We start from the raw sequence: 15,201 nt of genomic DNA, 5'->3' as shown, positions 1-15,201 counted from the left end.
GACTTGTCATATGATGACGTATCACTAATCCGAATTGCTGGAGTGCAAGATGGAAGATGCGCAGATCGGGCGCTTGTTATTGACCGGGGCTGCAGGCGGCCTTGGACGCGTGCTGCGGGAGAGGCTCAAGCCGATGGCGAAAACCCTGCGCTTGTCTGATGTGCAGTCTTTGGGCGACCCACGGCCAGGGGAAGAAATCCAGCCATGCGATCTGTCGGATAAGCAGGCCGTGGATCGTCTGGTGCAGGGGTGTGATGCCGTCGTGCACATGGGCGGGGTGTCTGTGGAGCGGCCTTTCGAGGAAATCCTCGAGGCCAACATCAAGGGCGTCTTCCACTTGTACGAAGCCGCCCGCCGTCATCAGGTGCGTCGCATCGTGTTCGCCAGCTCCAACCACACGATCGGGTTTTACCGCCAGGGTGAGCGTCTGGATGCGCAGACCCCCACGAGACCGGATGGCTACTACGGTCTGTCCAAAGTCTATGGGGAACAGATGGCCAGTTTTTACCATGACCGCTATGGCATCGAGACCGTCAGCATCCGCATCGGCACGTCGGTGGCTGAACCGGCTGATCGCCGGGCCCTGCATACCTGGCTCAGCTTCGGCGATTTGACGGAACTCATCCGGCGCAGCCTGTTCACCCCCGATGTGGGGCATACCGTAGTGTTCGGCATGTCGGACAACCGGGACGTCTGGTGGGACAACCGCCTGGCGGCGCATCTGGCTTATGCGCCGGCGGATTCGTCCGAGCCCTTTCGCGCAGGGATCGAGGCCCAGCCCGCCCCGGCGGCGGACGATCCGGTCATGGTGTACCAGGGCGGCGTGTTTACCGCCAGAGGGCCGTTCGGGGATGCGGATTAGCGGATAGAGTCCGGCAGCGCAGCTGCACCAGCAGGGGCGTCAGCGTTGCCGAAAGCGCAGCAGCAGCGCGGCCCCCAGCTGTCCTACTTGCGGCACGGACAATACCAGCCCGCCCAGCGCAATGACCAGGATCCCCACCCAGGCCATGACGTCGGGGATGGCGCCGAAGGCCATCCAGCCCAGCAGCGTCGCCCACAGGATCTGCGAATAGCTGTAGGCGCCCAGCGATGCTGCAGAAGCATGCTGCAAGGAATAGGTAATGGTCAGGTGTCCGATCGAGGCGATGCCGCCGATGCCCAGCAGAATGAGGAAATCAGGCGTGGACATGGGCGTCCAGGCGCTGGCGCCCCAGGGCGTCAGCGCCAGGGCGCCGATCAATCCGGTATAGAAATTGCTGGTGGCGGCATGTTCGGAACTGCGCGTGGAGCGAGTGACGAGCTGGTAGAAGGCATTGCACAGGGCCGAGCCCATCGGAAACAGAATGGCCCAGGTCAACAAGCCGCCGCCGGGCCGGGCGATGATCAGGACGCCGGCGAATCCGCAGCTCACAGCCAGCCAGTCCATGGTCCGGGCTTTTTCCTTCAGCAGCAGGCCGGACAGGATGGTGATCAGGACAGGCGCCAGGAAGACGATGGCGGTGGCCTCGGCCAAAGGCAGTCGCGCCAGGCCGTTGATGACGAAGACGCTGCCGCAGCACAGGCACAGGCCGCGCATCAGTTGGATGCCGTAGTTGTGGGCTTCCAGCAGGCGTAGCCGCATGGCGGGGGCAAAGATCAGTACGACGCCGATCATCTGCGCGATGTAGCGGACCCAGACGATCTGCAGCAGCGGGTAGTGGGCTGCCAGATATTTGGTGCCCGTGTCCAGCATGGCGAAGCACAGACTGGCGCCGCACATCAGGGCAGGACCCAGCCAGGCCGGAGAACGTTTGTCGATCGTCATGGAGTACGAAAAGAACTGCCAGGCGCCGAGAATCGGCTGCCTGGCAGGGGAATCATAGTGCTTTTCCCTGGGCTTTTGGGGTCATCGCACCAGACAGGGGCGTTTATTGTCGAAGCGCCAGTCCGGAATCAGGAACTGCATGCCGACGGAATCGTCCCGACTGCCCAGGCCTTTTTCCAGATACAAGGCGTGCGCCTTGTCCAGGCTGTCGGGGTCGATACGCACCCCCAGGCCCGGCACATCCGGCACGGCGATGCGGCCATCGACGATGCGCAGCGGGTCGGTCGTCAGCTGCTGGCCGTCCTGCCAGATCCAGTGGGTGTCGATGGCGGTGATGTCGCCGGGAGCGGCGGCTGCGACGTGCGTGAACATCGCCAGCGAAATGTCGAAGTGGTTGTTGGAATGCGAGCCCCAGGTCAGCCCCCATTCGTGACACAGCTGGGCCACGCGCACCGAGCCGCGCATGGTCCAGAAGTGCGGGTCGGCCAGCGGGATGTCTACTGCCTGCAGCTGGATGGCATGCATCATTTCCCGCCAATCGGTGGCGATCATATTGGTGGCGGTGCGCAGGCCCGTGGCACGGCGGAATTCCGCCATGACTTCGCGCCCGGAATAGCCGGATTCCGCCCCGCAGGGGTCTTCCGCATAGGCCAGGACGTGGTGTTGGCCACGGCACAGGCGGATGGCTTCTTTCAGGGACCAGGCGCCGTTGGGATCCAGGGTGATATGGGCGTCGGGGAAGTGCTCGGCCAAGGCGGTGACGGCCTCGATTTCCGCATCGCCGGCCAGCACACCGCCCTTGAGCTTGAAGTGCCGGAAACCATAGCGGTCGCGGGCCGCCTGGGCCAGGCGCACGACGGCGTCCGGCGTCAGGGCCTCGCGGTTGCGCAACTGGAACCAGGCGTTGTCGGCCTGGTCTTCCTGGCGGTAGCCCAGGGTGGTCTTGCCCGCATCGCCGATATAGAACAGGTAACCCAGGACCTCGACGGCGTCGCGCTGGCGTCCGTCGGCCAGCAGCGCGGCGACGGGCGCCCCCAGATGCTGGCCCAGCAGGTCCAGCAGGGCGGATTCCAGCGCGGTGATGACATGGATGCCGGTACGCAGGTCGAATGTCTGGTTGCCGCGCCGATCCTCGGAGCCGCCCTGGGTGGCGCGGCGGCACTGTTCCAGCAGCTCGTTCATCCGGCCGATGGGCTGGCCGATCAGGGACTGGCCCAACCGTTGGGCTTCGGCGCGGATGGCTTCCCCGCCGGGCACTTCGCCCAGGCCCTGGTGGCCGGCGTCGTCATCGATCAGGACGATGTTGCGGGTGAAATACGGGCCATGGGCGCCGCTGAGGTTCAGCAGCATGCTGTCCTGGCCGGCCACCGGCACGACCCGGACCTGGGTGATGCGCGGGGTGTTGCTGTCGGGAACTGCGTTTGGGCTCATGATTCAACGCTCTGTACGGGTAATGCGCCAGGGGTTGGCGGCTTGCAGGGCTGCGGGCAGCAGGCGATCTGGGATGTCCTGATAGCAGACGGGGCGCAGGAATCGACGGATCGCCAGCGTGCCGACGGACGTGGTGCGGCTGTCGGAGGTGGCCGGGTAGGGGCCGCCATGCACCATAGCGTCGCAGACCTCGACGCCGGTCGGAAATCCGTTGGCCAGGATGCGGCCTGCCTTGAGCTCCAGGATGGGAATCAGACCCGCTGCCAGTGCATCGTCTGCGCCGGGTTCCAGGTGCAGGGTGGCGGTCAGTTGGCCTTCCAATGCCTGGGCGATCGCTTGGAATTCTGCCGGCGTGGCGCAGCGGATGATCAGGGAACTGGCGCCGAAGATTTCCGCGCCCAGGCGGTCGGGATCCGCCAGGAAATCCTGCGCCGTGGTCAGCGCCAGGTTGGCCTGGCAATGGGCGGGGGCTTCGGCCGCCAGGCCGCGCGCCAGGGGCTGGATGGCCGGATGATCCAGCAGGTGATTGACGCCGGTGCGGTAGGCTTGCGCAATGCCGGTCGTCAGCATGGTGGCGGCGGGCGCCGCCTGGATCTTTCGGGTGGCTTGAGCGATGAAGCGGTCCAGATCCGGGCCTTCGAGCGCAATGATCAGTCCGGGGTTGGTGCAGAGTTGGCCGGCGCTGCCCAGCAGCGAGACGGCAAACTGATCGGCCAGCGCTTCGCTGCGGGCCGCCAGGGCGCCGGGCAACAGGTAGACCGGGTTGGTGCTGCTCATTTCTGCGTAGACGGGGATCGGCGCCGGACGTTGAGCGGCGGCCTGCATCAGGGCGATGCCGCCCTGGCGTGAGCCCGTAAAGCCCACGGCCTGGATCCCGGGATGACGGACCAGCGCCAGTCCCAGTTCGATGCCGGGGCCGGCCAGCAGGGAAAACACGCCTTCATGCAGATCGCATTGCTGCACAGCGGCGCGGATGGCTTGGCCCACCAGTTCGGAGGTGCCAGGGTGCGCCGGGTGCGTCTTGACCACTACCGGGGCGCCGGCAGCCAGGGCGGACGCCGTATCGCCGCCCGCCACGGAGAAGGCCAGCGGGAAATTGCTGGATCCGAAAATGGCCACCGGCCCCAGCGGAATCTGGCGCATGCGCAGGTCGCTGCGGGGGGCGGGTTTGCGGTCCGGCAAGGCATGATCAATGCGGGCGTCCAGCCAGTCGCCGTCACGCACGACGCGCGCGAACAGCCGCAGCTGATTGACGGTGCGGCCGCGCTCGCCTTCCAGGCGCGGGCGTGGCAGGCCTGTTTCCAGCATGGCGCGGTCGATCAGTGCGTCGCCTAGATCCAGAATGGATTGGGCGATGGCTTCCAGGAAGGCAGCCCGTTGCTCCAGAGAGGTTTCCCGGTAGGATGCAAAGGCGGTGGTTGCCAGGGCGACGGCCTGATTTACCTGATGGATGTCTGCACCCTGCCATGCGGGAGAGAGGGCTTGCTGATCCGCCGGGTTGACGGCCTGAAGAGATGGTCCGGTGCCAGCGATATTCTGGCGGCCGATGATCTGCATGCCAGTGATGGACATAGGGGAACCTCCGGGGTGGAAAATTTTCACAAGTAAGTTATCATACAACTCATCATGACGGAAAGGAAATACCCATCGAAAGGCACCACTTCATTGTGTTGCCGATGTGTTTTTAATTTCTTTGTGTTCATGCCAAGACATAGTATCTGTGTGTTATTCCGGTCTGTCCGGGTCGTCCCGGGGCGGGCTGTGTCCCTATTTTGACATTTCGTTTTCAAAAGGATTGCCCCCCATGTCTCGCCCAGAATCCGCTGCATTTGCCGAATCAGCGCATGCGGCTGCCGCCTCCGATGGCGGCAGTGACCGCATCGCCTGGATCAAGTTGTCCCTGGCGTTCCTGCCGCTGCCCACGCCCATCAGCGACGCCAAGGTCTTTACCGGCCGCCAGAAGCCGTTGACGGAAGTCGCGATGATCTTTTGCGAGATCCGCACCCGCGATGGTCACGAAGGCTTGGGCTTCGCCTATTCCAAGCGGGCGGGCGGTCCGGGCATGTATGCCCACGCCCAGGAAATCGCCCCCACGCTGCTGGGCGAGGACCCCAGCGACATCCAGAGGCTCTGGGACCGGCTGTGCTGGGCCGGGGCGTCGGTCGGTCGCAGCGGCCTGACGGTACAGGCCATTGCGCCCTTCGACGTCGCCTTGTGGGACATGAAGGCCAAACGGGCCGGTTTGCCGCTGGCCAAGCTATTGGGCGCACACCGGGATTCGGTTCGTCTGTACAACACGTCCGGCGGCTTTCTGTCCTCGCCTTTGGACGAGGTGCTGGACAATGTGGATGCCTCGCGGGCGCGGGGTATCGGCGGCATCAAGATCAAGGTTGGTCATCCCGATCATGCGGTCGATCTGCAGCGGGTCGATGCTGTGCGTCAAAAACTGGGTGACAGTTTTCCGCTGATGGTCGATGCCAATCAGCAATGGGATCGGATGACGGCGGCCCGCATGTGCCGGGTGCTGGAGCAATACGGCCTGACCTGGATCGAAGAGCCGCTGGATGCCTACGACGTCCAGGGCCATGCGGCGCTGGCCGCCACCTTCGATACCCCGATCGCCACGGGTGAAATGCTGACCAGTTTCAGGGAACATGCGGAATTGATCGAGGCCCACGCGTCCGATTTCTTCCAGCCCGATGCGCCTCGCGTGGGCGGCATCACCCAGTTCCTGAAAATCATGCAGCTGGCCGATTATCACGGCCTGAGCATGGCGCCGCACTTCGCCATGGAAATCCACCTGCATCTGGCGGCGGCCTATCCCCGCGAGCCCTGGCTGGAACACTTCGAGTGGTTGGAGCCGCTCTTCAATGAGCGCCTGGTCATGAAGGACGGGCGCATGGAAGTGCCTAATCGCCCCGGCTTGGGCTTTACGCTCAGCGAGCAGGCGCGGGCCTGGACGACCGAAACGGCGGAATGCGGCAAGCAGCCCTGATGCCTGATGGATCGGCATGGAAACGGGCGGCCTTGAAAGGCCGCCCGTTTTCGTTTTGCCTTGTATCGGGAGCGAAAGCCGGGCCGCGCCCGGCTCAGGTCTGGATGCTGAGGGTCATGCCGACGGCCAGCGTATCCCCCGGCATCAGTGTTCGCAGACCGGTGCCTTGGATGCCTGCGGCAGCCAGGTTCACGGCGTCGCAGACATGGGTGGCGGGCTCCACGCACAGGTAGCGGCCTGCGTTGCAGTGCAGCACCAAGTGGCCCAGCGGACCTCGGGTTTGCAGGTGCAGGCCCGGACCCGTGGGCCAGGCGATCTCGGCATGGCCCGTCCAGCCGGACAGGAAACTCGTCCAGGTGCTGTCGGTGCGCTGCCAGCGGGTCTGGCGGTTTGGGCGGGGGAACAAGGCCAGTTCCTGCTCGTGCGCCCAGTCTTTGCTGGCAAAGGCGTGGACGCTGTCAGCGGTGAAGTAGGGGTGCAAGCCCAGGCCGGCTGGCATGGGCTGCGTGTCTTCGTTCGTCAGCGCCAGTGCGATGTCCAGCTGGCCATCCGCCGACAGGCGGATGGTCTGCTGCAGCGACCAAAGCCATGGCCAACCGTCGTCTCCGGCGGGGTGGCGTACGCTCAAGATGGCTTGCTCGTCTGTCGCCTCCAGTACGTCCCAGATCATGCGCTGCGCCTGGCCGTGCAGGGCATGGGCCTGGCCGGGCAGGGGGTTGATCCGCATCGTCCGGCCTGCCCAGTTCATGCTGGCGTTGCGGATGCGATTGGAAAACGGCGCCAGGGGAAACAGGCCGCCCTTGGGCCATTCGTGCGCCGGCCATTCCTGTGCCTGGATCGGTGTCAGCCAATCGCGATGGCCGTCCGGCAAAGTGCTGGTCCAGCTGAGAATGCGGCCGCCGGCAGCCGGCCCCACCCGCAGGCGATGCGGCCCCTGAGTCAGGGTCAGGCATCGCTGCGGTGTGGCGTCCATGCGTTCTGGCATCATGCCGGCATGTCCTGATCAGGACTCACGCGGGGCTTCCTTGACCCGGCTGACCAGCTGGGTCGGGCTGACGAAGCGCAGTGCGATCAGCACCCAGACCATGGTGATGGCCATATAGATCATGGCCATGGCATCAATGGCCTGTGGCGCCCGCACCCCGGTCGAGAACACGGCGTAGTACAGCGCCACCACCAGGGTCTGGGAATCCGGCCCGGCAGTAAAGAAGGTCAGCTCGAACAGGCTGATGGTGCGCACCAGCACCAACAGCCCCGCCGCCAGCATGCCCGGTACCAGCAAGGGGGCCAGCACATGGCGGAAATACTGGAAGGTATTGGCGCCGAAAATGCGGGCGGCCGATTCCAGGCCGGGGTCGATCTGTTCGATGAAAGGCGTCATGACCAGGATGACGAAGGGCAGGGCGGGCACCAGGTTCGACAGGATGACGCCGGCCAAGGTGCCGCCCACGCCGATCTGATACATGGCCGTGGCCATGGGAATCCCGTAGGTCACGGGCGGCACCAGCATGGGGATGATGATCAGCAGCATCACCAGTTTCTTGCCGGGAAATTTGGCGCGCGCCAGCGCATAGGCCGCCGGGACTCCCAGCAGGATCGCCAGGATCACCACCGATGCCACAACCTGTAGTGTGACGATCAGGATGTGGGCCAACTGGAATTCATCCCAGGCGCGGCCGTACCAGCCCAAGGTCATGCCTTCCGGCAGCAGGGTGCCGAACCAGCGGGTCGCCACGGAATTGACCATGACGGTCAGAATCATGAAGACCACGTTCAGCAGGAAAAATCCCATGACCGTCCAGACCGTGGCGCGCCAGAGCCAGCCCCAGCGCCGGCCGTTTTCGGGAGTCTTGTGCGTAATGGATTGCATTTGTGTCACCCTTTGCCGCTGGTGGCCGGGCCGGTATAAAAGGCCTGCCGGAATGCGAAGATCGCGCAGACAATCAACAACTGCGCAAACCCCATGACGATGGCGATGGCCGAGGCCATGCCGTAGTCGTATTGTTCAAAGGCCGCCTCGTAAGCGGCGATGGAGATCACCCGCGTCGGGCCGGCGGGCGCGCCGAGCAGAATGGCGGATGGGAACACGGCAAAGGTCTGTACAAAGGACAGGGCAGCCGCCATGCTCAGCCCTGGCATCAGCAGCGGCAGGTAGATCAGGCGGAACTGCTGCCAGGCGTTCGCGCCCAGGGTGCCGGCGGCTTTGGCCAGCGTGGGGTCGATGCCCGAAATGTAGGACAGGGTCAGCAGAAAGACGAACGGGAAATCGGAAATCACCAGAGAGATCAGCACGCCCCAGTAGTTGTGGGTCAGGCGGACTTCCTCGGAATACAGGTGCAGGCCATGGACGAATTGCGAGAACCAGCCCACCGGGCTGTAGAACGTCAGCATGCCGTCGGCGATCAGCACCGTGCCCAGTGTGATGGGGATGACCAGAATCGTCGTGACGATACGCTGCTTGCGGCTATTGCGGCGCAGAGAGAACGCGACCGGCACCGCCATCCCGATATTGATCAGGGTCGCCGGCGCAGCCAGCTTGAAGGTCGTCCAGAGGGTGCCCCATTCCGTCGATGTTGTGAAGAAATGGATGTAGTTGGCCCAGATGCTGTCGCCTGCCATGGGCTGGAAGGAAATCACCACCCCATAGAGAAAAGGATAGGCGAACAAAGCCAGCAGCACCACGGTAGCCGGAGCGACCAGCCAAGCTCGGTGATCGCCCCTGGGCGCCATGGCGAGATCGGCAGCGCTCATATGGCCTCCGCATAGGCCAGGACGCGATCAGCCGGGATGTGCAGGCGCACCTGGTCGCCAGGCTGGAAATCGCCGTTCAGGCGGACGAACAGTTCACCGATGCTGCTGGTGACGATCAGCAGGGAACTGCGGCCGCCGAACTCGATGTGCCGAATGGTGGCGTCGATGCAGTTGGTCTGGTGCGCGGCGGCGACCTCGAAATCATCGGGCCGCATGGCGACGGCCACGGTCTGGGCGCCGGTCGGCACGGACAGGGCCGTGCCGTGCAGCTGAACATGCTGCTGGCTGACGGTGATCTGGTCGGCCTCCAGGCGCGCGACCTGGAATGCCAGGACATTGCGGTATCCCATGAAGCGGGCCACGTGCAGGTTGCGGGGCTGACCGTAGACTTCGCGCGGGGTGCCGACCTGTTGGACGCTGCCGGCGCGCATGACGACGATGCGGTCGGCCATGGACAGCGCCTCGTCCTGATCGTGCGTCACGTAGATGGTGGCGCGTTCCAGCTGGCGATGGATGCGGCGGATTTCCGCCCGCATTTCAACGCGCAGTTTCGCGTCCAGATTGGATAGCGGTTCGTCCATCAGGATGACGGGCGGCTCGATGACGATGGCGCGGGCAATCGCCACGCGCTGCTGCTGGCCGCCGGACAGCTGGCCGGGCAGCTTGGCTTCGTGGCCTTCCAGCTGCACCAGGGACAGCGCGGATTTGACCCGCCGGGCGATCTCTTGTTTGGGGGTGCCGCGCATGCGCAGGCCGAAGCCGACGTTGTCGCGGACCGTCATATGTGGAAAGAGCGCGTAGTTCTGGAACACCATGCCGAAGCCGCGCCGCTCGGGGGGCAGGACGTCGATGCGGGTGTCATCCAGCCAGATGCTGCCGGAACTGAGTTCGGCCAGACCTGCCAGGCAGTTCAGAGCAGTCGATTTGCCACAGCCGGAGGGGCCCAGCAGGGCGATGAATTCGCCACGCTGGATATCCAGGCTGAGATCCTTCAGGGCGGCGACGGTGGAACCCGATGCGGTGGGGTACTGCCGCCCGACGCCGTCTAGACGCAGCTGTTGGAAAGATTCATTCATATTGAAAATCCAGGGAGATACAGGCCGCCCGCGCCCCGTAGGGCAGGCGGGCGGGTGATCATCAGGCAGTGATTACTTCTTCAGGGCACCGATGTCGGTATCCCATTTGTGGAAGGCTTCCACCATGGCCTTGGCGTCCAGCGGCACGGCGCTGGGGCGGCGAGCCGTCAATTCCGCGTATTCGGGACGGCCATATTTCTCGATGACTTCCTGGCTTTCCTTCGGGGCGGCCGACAGCGGTACATCGCGAATGGCGGGGCCGGGATAGAAATAGCCGGCGTCGTAGGTCATGGCCTGCTGCTTGGGCTGCATCATGAAGTCCATCAGCTTGAACAGGACTTCCTGTTTTTCCGCAGACACGCCCTTGGGGATGACCATGTAGTGCGCATCATTGACCCAGGTAAAGTTGTCAAAGGCCTGGATCTTGAAGTCCGCCGGCACGATGCCTAGGGCGCGCGGGTTGATGTCCCAGCCCGTCACGGTTGCCGTCATGGTGCGGCTGCCCTGGCCCAGTTCCTTCATGATGGCCGAGGTGCCGCCCGGGTAGTAAGGCACGCACTCGTTCAGTTCCTTCAGGAATTTCCAGGTGTTGTCCCACCCATTGATCGGGTCATAGGGGTCTTTGTCGCCCAGCAGATAGGGCAGGCCCATCAGGAAAGTACGGCCCGGGCCGGAATTGGCGGGGCGGGCGTACAGGAACTGGCCCGGATTGGCCTTGCACCAGTCCAGCAGCTCGGCGGGGGTCTTGGGCGGGTTCTTGACCTTTTCCGGGTTGTATTCCAGCAGCGGGCCGGATTGCATGAAGCTGACTTCCAGGCCGTAGCCCTTGGCCAATTCCTGCATGCGGGCGGCGTTGCGGTGATATTGGTTCAGGATGTCCTTGAATTTGTCCTGGTGGTCAGGCAACAGCTTGACCCACAGGTCCTGTTCGATGCCGGCCGCCAGCGCGTCGGTGCCGGTCAGCACCAGGTCGATGTCTGCACGGTTGGCCTTCTGCATGGCCTTGATCTTGCCGGGAATCTGCGGCGCCGGGGCATTGGTGAAGGTCATGCTGGACACCAGATCCGGATTCTGATCGCGGAAGGCTTCCAGCGCCTTTTGGGTGACGGCCAGATTACCGGCTACGTCCACAATGTTCAGCGCGACGGGGGCGGCGTGTACCGAAACGGCTGAGCATGCCAATGCCAGGGCGCCCGCCAGTGCGTGGAATCGCACCTGTCGCGCGGTCTGTTGATTGCCTTTCATGGGGTTGTCTCCTTGAGTGTCCACCGGTCAGGGTAAAGGTCGGCTTCGTTGGTCCTACCTTATAAGTCATCATATAACTTAGATTGGAATCCGAACAGAGAATTTTTGATGCGCATGCCGGAGTGGATACTGCCTGCTGCTTGTGCATTTTTTTAAGTAAATGATTATTAATGGTTTTTTTGAAGTATTTCGTGATGTTAGTACATTCCCTAATGGTGTCTGAGGTCCTGTTTTCTTCGCCCTGTCTTTGTTGTATGACATCATCGATGATGGAAGTAAGCCTCTCTAGGAATCAAGTTGTCTTGTTCCAGGGGGCAAGGCTCAGTGCGCAGAGATAGCCGCCGGATGTGTTGAAGGACATGGCCGATGGTTCCCCGATCTCATCTCAATATTTATATTTCGTCATATGACAAGTTCAAGATTCCGACAATCAAGAGGGGTGAGCAGGGATCATCAGGGGAGAATATTGTCGTGAGTTTTGTTTATAAATAATTGATTAATAACGAATATTATTTCATAAGATTTGCTTTTAGGGGAATTCCCTGATCTGTCATTTTGATCTGACAACATACAGTTATCATGTCGTACAACTATGATATAAAGAGAAATCGAAAATATTTCGTTCCGACGTTTCTTCATCTCCTGGATCATCCATCATGCGTCTGTTGTCAGCCAAGATTACCCCGATCGCCTTCAAGGATCCGCCGCTGCTCAATGCCGCCGGCATCCACGAACCCTATGCTCTGCGCACCATCATTGAATTGGAAAGTGACACGGGGCATATCGGTCTGGGGGAAACATATGGCGATGCGCCGGTACTGGAATTGTTGCAGGCGCTGGCGCCTCTGCTGGCGGGGATGGACCCGTTCGATCTGAATGGCTTGCGGCGACGCGTCCAGCAGGTGGTCGATCAGGTCCGCGTCAGCGACAGCACCGCCTTTACCTTGGCGCCGGGCACGGACCCCGCCAAGAACGTGCAGAAGCTCTATTCGGCCTTTGAAGTCGCCTTTCTGGATCTGCAGGCCCGTTACCTGGGCATGCCGCTGGTGGATTTGCTGGGCGGGCGGGTGCGCGATGCCGTACCGTTCAGCGCCTATCTGTTTTTCAAGTATGCCCGTCATGTAGATGCAGACTACCCGGACGATGCCTGGGGCGAAACCCTGACGCCGGCGCAGCTGGTGGTTCAGGCCGAGACCATGATCGCCCGTCACGGGTTCAAGAGCATCAAGCTCAAGGCGGGGGTGCTGCCCCCTCAGGAAGAAGTCGCCGCCATCCAGGCCCTGGCGGATCGCTTTCCCGGCATGCCGTTGCGTATCGACCCCAACGGCAACTGGGCTTTGGATACGGCCATCGGCGTCGGCAAGCAATTGGATGGTCTGCTGGAATATTACGAGGACCCTTGCCCTACGTTGGCGGACATGGCCGCCCTGCATCAGGCGACCGGCATGCCGCTGGCGACCAATATGGTGGTGACGGATCTGACCCAGTTCCGCGCCAATACGACGGCGCATGGATGCCAGATCATCCTGTCGGATCATCACTATTGGGGCGGTTTGCGCGATACCCAATTGCTGGCGCGGATGTGCGAGACATTTGGCCTGGGCCTGTCCATGCATTCCAATTCCCATTTGGGCATCAGCCTGGTGGCCATGGCGCATGTCGCCGCCAGCGTGCCGCTGCTCAGCTATGCCTGCGATACGCATTACCCCTGGTTGGACCCGAGCGAGGAAGTCATCGTTGGCGGGCAGCTGCATTTTCAGGACGGCGCTTTTGTCCTGGGGGATGCGCCGGGCTTGGGGCTCGAAATCGATCAGGACGCTCTGGCGAGGCTGCATCAACAGTATCTGAGTTGTGGCATCCGGTCGCGCAATGATGCTGCTCAGATGCGCAAGTATCAGCCGGATTGGTCGGGCAAGGCCCCGCGGTTCTAAGTGGTTTCCCGTCCTGTCCTTTCGGGTGATTGAAGTATGATGACCGTTCTCTAACCTTAATGTGATCTCCATCATGGCCACTGCTCCTGTTCGGCGTTCGCGTAGCTTGACCCAGAATGTGGTGACGGCGCTGTCCGAACGGATTCGCAGCGGCGAGTTTCACGTGGGTGAGAAACTGCCGACGGAATCCGAGCTGATGGAATCCTTCGGGGTCAGCCGCACCGTCATCCGCGAGGCCATTTCCCGGCTGCAGGCCGCCGGTCTGGTGGAAACCCGGCATGGGATAGGGACCTTTCTGCTGGAACCGCAAAACGAACAGCAGCTGCGTATCCGCACGGAAAATATCCTGACCATGCTGGATGTGATGGCGATTCTGGAATTGCGCATCAGTCTGGAAACCGAGGCAGCCGGCCTGGCGGCGCTGCGGCGCACCGATGCGCATATGCAGCAGCTGCGCGGCACTCTGGATGAATTCGCCGAAAGCATCCATAAGAAAACCGGCAATGCCGTGGTGTCGGACGTGGCTTTTCATCTGCTGGTCGCCACCGCCACCGGCAATCGTTATTTCCACGATATCCTCAAGCAGCTGGGCAAAGCGATCATTCCCCGGACCCGGGTGGATTCCGCCGCCCTGGCTGACGATGATCGCGTCCGCTATCTGGAACGCGTGCACGTAGAACACGAGGACATCTACAACGCTATCGCGCGCAAAGACCCGGACGCGGCGCGGGCGGCGATGCGCACCCACCTGGCGAACAGCCGCGAACGGCTGCGCAAGGCCCAGGAATCCGCTCCGTCTGCCGCCTGAATCCGCTGGATTATTAGAAGGTTCAACCCTTTTGGGTGTCCTGTCGTCACACCTGTGACCTAGATAGGCGCATCGCGGTCGCCCGTGGCGCGCGCAAGCCCCTGAAAGCAGGGTAAGGGTAAACGGCAGGTGCTTGGACGCTATTTTGATTGCCCCTTTCATTTCCATGTTGTATGATAACGTATGACTAAATAATGAGGGGCAGCATCTGTCTGCATCCTCGCCACCAGAGGACACTCTTATGATCTCGTGCCAGGAACTCAAGGAAATAATGAATGACGGGCTGCTGTCCTTTCCCGTCACCGACTTTGATGCCAATGGGGACTTCAATGCCAAGGGCTATCAGGCCCGCCTGGAATGGCTGATGCCCTTTGGCGCGCGCGCCCTGTTTGCGGCGGGCGGCACGGGGGAATATTTTTCCCTGACGCTGGACGACTATTCCAAGGTCGTGGAAACCGCTGTCAAGACCTGTCAGAACCACACGCCCATCCTGGCTGGCGCAGGCGGCCCCACGCGCAATGCCATCGCCTTTGCCCAGGAAGCCCAACGCCAGGGCGCAGCCGGCCTGTTGCTGATGCCGCACTACCTGACCGAAGCGCCGCAGGACGGCATCGCACGTCACGTCAAGGAAGTCTGCGATTCCGTCGAGATCGGTGTGGTGCTGTACAACCGCGGCCAGTGCCGCCTGTCGGCTTCCGTGCTGGAACAGCTGGCCGAAGAGTGCCCCAATCTGATCGGCTTCAAGGATGGTGTGGGCGATATTGAAAACATGGTTCGGGTGCGCCGCCGTCTGGGCGACCGCTTCGCCTATCTGGGCGGCTTGCCGACAGCGGAAGTCTTTGCCCAGGCCTATCGCGCGCTGGGCGTGCCGGTGTATTCCTCGGCGGTATTCAACTTCATTCCTGGCACCGCCATGAAATTCTACGAAGCCGTCAAGGCCGGTGACGATGCCACCATCGGCCATCTGCTGGACACCTTCTTTCTGCCGCTGCTGGAAATCCGCAACCGCAAGGCCGGCTATGCTGTCAGTATCGTCAAGGCGGGCGCGCGCATCGTTGGTCATTCCGCCGGTCCAGTCCGCGCGCCTCTGGTCGAACTGAATGCCCAGGAAGAATCCTCCCTGCGGGCCTTGATCGAAGCGCTGCCCGCCTGACCAACAG

General features: G+C 62.4%; 13 protein-coding genes. 5 read left to right on the top strand and 8 right to left on the bottom strand.

The genetic code is table 11. The features are described from left to right. Positions 1-49 precede the first annotated feature (49 nt). Positions 50-862 carry an NAD(P)-dependent oxidoreductase gene (locus VDP79_RS10685; RefSeq protein ID WP_323018185.1) on the top strand — a complete coding sequence of 271 codons (813 nt, stop codon included), beginning with the start codon at positions 50-52 and terminating at the stop codon, positions 860-862. Positions 863-901: 39 nt separating this feature from the next. Here the strand turns inward: VDP79_RS10685 and VDP79_RS10680 are convergent, their stop codons facing one another. From VDP79_RS10680 to VDP79_RS10670, 3 genes are all read right to left on the bottom strand, one after another. Then, positions 902-1,804 carry a DMT family transporter gene (locus tag VDP79_RS10680; protein WP_323018184.1) on the bottom strand — a complete coding sequence of 301 codons (903 nt, stop codon included), beginning with the start codon at positions 1,802-1,804 and terminating at the stop codon, positions 902-904. Positions 1,805-1,885: 81 nt separating this feature from the next. Next, positions 1,886-3,235: an enolase C-terminal domain-like protein gene (locus tag VDP79_RS10675; RefSeq protein WP_323018183.1), complete on the bottom strand. Its 1,350-nt coding sequence runs from the start codon at positions 3,233-3,235 to the stop codon at positions 1,886-1,888. 3 nt (positions 3,236-3,238) lie between these two features. Continuing rightward, positions 3,239-4,807 (bottom strand): aldehyde dehydrogenase (NADP(+)), encoded by a 1,569-nt coding sequence (locus tag VDP79_RS10670; protein ID WP_323018182.1) that lies wholly within the window; start codon positions 4,805-4,807, stop codon positions 3,239-3,241. 232 nt (positions 4,808-5,039) lie between these two features. Here VDP79_RS10670 and VDP79_RS10665 point away from each other — a divergent pair, with 232 nt between their 5' ends. Next, a complete protein-coding gene (locus VDP79_RS10665; RefSeq protein ID WP_323018181.1) occupies positions 5,040-6,230 on the top strand; it encodes an L-talarate/galactarate dehydratase in 1,191 nt (396 codons plus the stop codon). A gap of 94 nt (positions 6,231-6,324) precedes the next feature. Here the strand turns inward: VDP79_RS10665 and VDP79_RS10660 are convergent, their stop codons facing one another. From VDP79_RS10660 to VDP79_RS10640, 5 genes are all read right to left on the bottom strand, one after another. Next, positions 6,325-7,218, bottom strand: a complete 894-nt coding sequence (locus tag VDP79_RS10660; protein ID WP_323018180.1) for an aldose 1-epimerase — start codon at positions 7,216-7,218, stop codon at positions 6,325-6,327. A gap of 15 nt (positions 7,219-7,233) precedes the next feature. Further along, entirely contained in the window at positions 7,234-8,100 is an 867-nt protein-coding gene (locus VDP79_RS10655) for an ABC transporter permease (RefSeq protein WP_323018179.1), read from the bottom strand. Between the two features lie 5 nt (positions 8,101-8,105). Continuing rightward, entirely contained in the window at positions 8,106-8,981 is an 876-nt protein-coding gene (locus VDP79_RS10650; RefSeq protein WP_323018178.1) for a sugar ABC transporter permease, read from the bottom strand. Continuing rightward, positions 8,978-10,057: an ABC transporter ATP-binding protein gene (locus VDP79_RS10645; protein WP_323018177.1), complete on the bottom strand. Its 1,080-nt coding sequence runs from the start codon at positions 10,055-10,057 to the stop codon at positions 8,978-8,980. Before VDP79_RS10645 ends, VDP79_RS10650 begins: the two co-directional genes overlap by 4 nt. Before the next feature lie 72 nt (positions 10,058-10,129). After that, the gene (locus VDP79_RS10640) at positions 10,130-11,302 is read right to left on the bottom strand and encodes an ABC transporter substrate-binding protein (protein ID WP_323018176.1); all 1,173 of its coding nucleotides are present in this window, start codon (positions 11,300-11,302) and stop codon (positions 10,130-10,132) included. A gap of 656 nt (positions 11,303-11,958) precedes the next feature. Between VDP79_RS10640 and VDP79_RS10635 the strand changes: the two genes are divergently transcribed. The 3 genes from VDP79_RS10635 (at position 11,959) to kdgD (ending at position 15,194) form a co-directional block, all read left to right on the top strand. Continuing rightward, positions 11,959-13,233, top strand: a complete 1,275-nt coding sequence (locus VDP79_RS10635; protein WP_323018175.1) for an enolase C-terminal domain-like protein — start codon at positions 11,959-11,961, stop codon at positions 13,231-13,233. Between the two features lie 73 nt (positions 13,234-13,306). Continuing rightward, positions 13,307-14,041: a FadR/GntR family transcriptional regulator gene (locus VDP79_RS10630; protein WP_323018174.1), complete on the top strand. Its 735-nt coding sequence runs from the start codon at positions 13,307-13,309 to the stop codon at positions 14,039-14,041. Between the two features lie 241 nt (positions 14,042-14,282). Then, positions 14,283-15,194, top strand: coding sequence for a 5-dehydro-4-deoxyglucarate dehydratase (kdgD, locus tag VDP79_RS10625; protein WP_323018173.1), 912 nt, complete (start codon positions 14,283-14,285; stop codon positions 15,192-15,194). Positions 15,195-15,201: the final 7 nt, after the last annotated feature.

The organism is Castellaniella sp. (assembly GCF_034675905.1).
Classification (GTDB): Bacteria; Pseudomonadota; Gammaproteobacteria; order Burkholderiales; family Burkholderiaceae_B; genus Castellaniella.
This window is presented reverse-complemented; position numbering and strand designations above follow the sequence as displayed.

Bases quoted from the DNA above. Each gene is read 5' to 3' on its own strand.
- VDP79_RS10685 (WP_323018185.1), top strand. From the start codon at position 50: ATGGAAGATGCGCAGATCGGGCGCTTGTTATTGACCGGGGCTGCAGGC.
- VDP79_RS10680 (WP_323018184.1), bottom strand. From the start codon at position 1,804: ATGACGATCGACAAACGTTCTCCGGCCTGGCTGGGTCCTGCCCTGATG.
- VDP79_RS10675 (WP_323018183.1), bottom strand. From the start codon at position 3,235: ATGAGCCCAAACGCAGTTCCCGACAGCAACACCCCGCGCATCACCCAG.
- VDP79_RS10670 (WP_323018182.1), bottom strand. From the start codon at position 4,807: ATGTCCATCACTGGCATGCAGATCATCGGCCGCCAGAATATCGCTGGC.
- VDP79_RS10665 (WP_323018181.1), top strand. From the start codon at position 5,040: ATGTCTCGCCCAGAATCCGCTGCATTTGCCGAATCAGCGCATGCGGCT.
- VDP79_RS10660 (WP_323018180.1), bottom strand. From the start codon at position 7,218: ATGATGCCAGAACGCATGGACGCCACACCGCAGCGATGCCTGACCCTG.
- VDP79_RS10655 (WP_323018179.1), bottom strand. From the start codon at position 8,100: ATGCAATCCATTACGCACAAGACTCCCGAAAACGGCCGGCGCTGGGGC.
- VDP79_RS10650 (WP_323018178.1), bottom strand. From the start codon at position 8,981: ATGAGCGCTGCCGATCTCGCCATGGCGCCCAGGGGCGATCACCGAGCT.
- VDP79_RS10645 (WP_323018177.1), bottom strand. From the start codon at position 10,057: ATGAATGAATCTTTCCAACAGCTGCGTCTAGACGGCGTCGGGCGGCAG.
- VDP79_RS10640 (WP_323018176.1), bottom strand. From the start codon at position 11,302: ATGAAAGGCAATCAACAGACCGCGCGACAGGTGCGATTCCACGCACTG.
- VDP79_RS10635 (WP_323018175.1), top strand. From the start codon at position 11,959: ATGCGTCTGTTGTCAGCCAAGATTACCCCGATCGCCTTCAAGGATCCG.
- VDP79_RS10630 (WP_323018174.1), top strand. From the start codon at position 13,307: ATGGCCACTGCTCCTGTTCGGCGTTCGCGTAGCTTGACCCAGAATGTG.
- kdgD (WP_323018173.1), top strand. From the start codon at position 14,283: ATGATCTCGTGCCAGGAACTCAAGGAAATAATGAATGACGGGCTGCTG.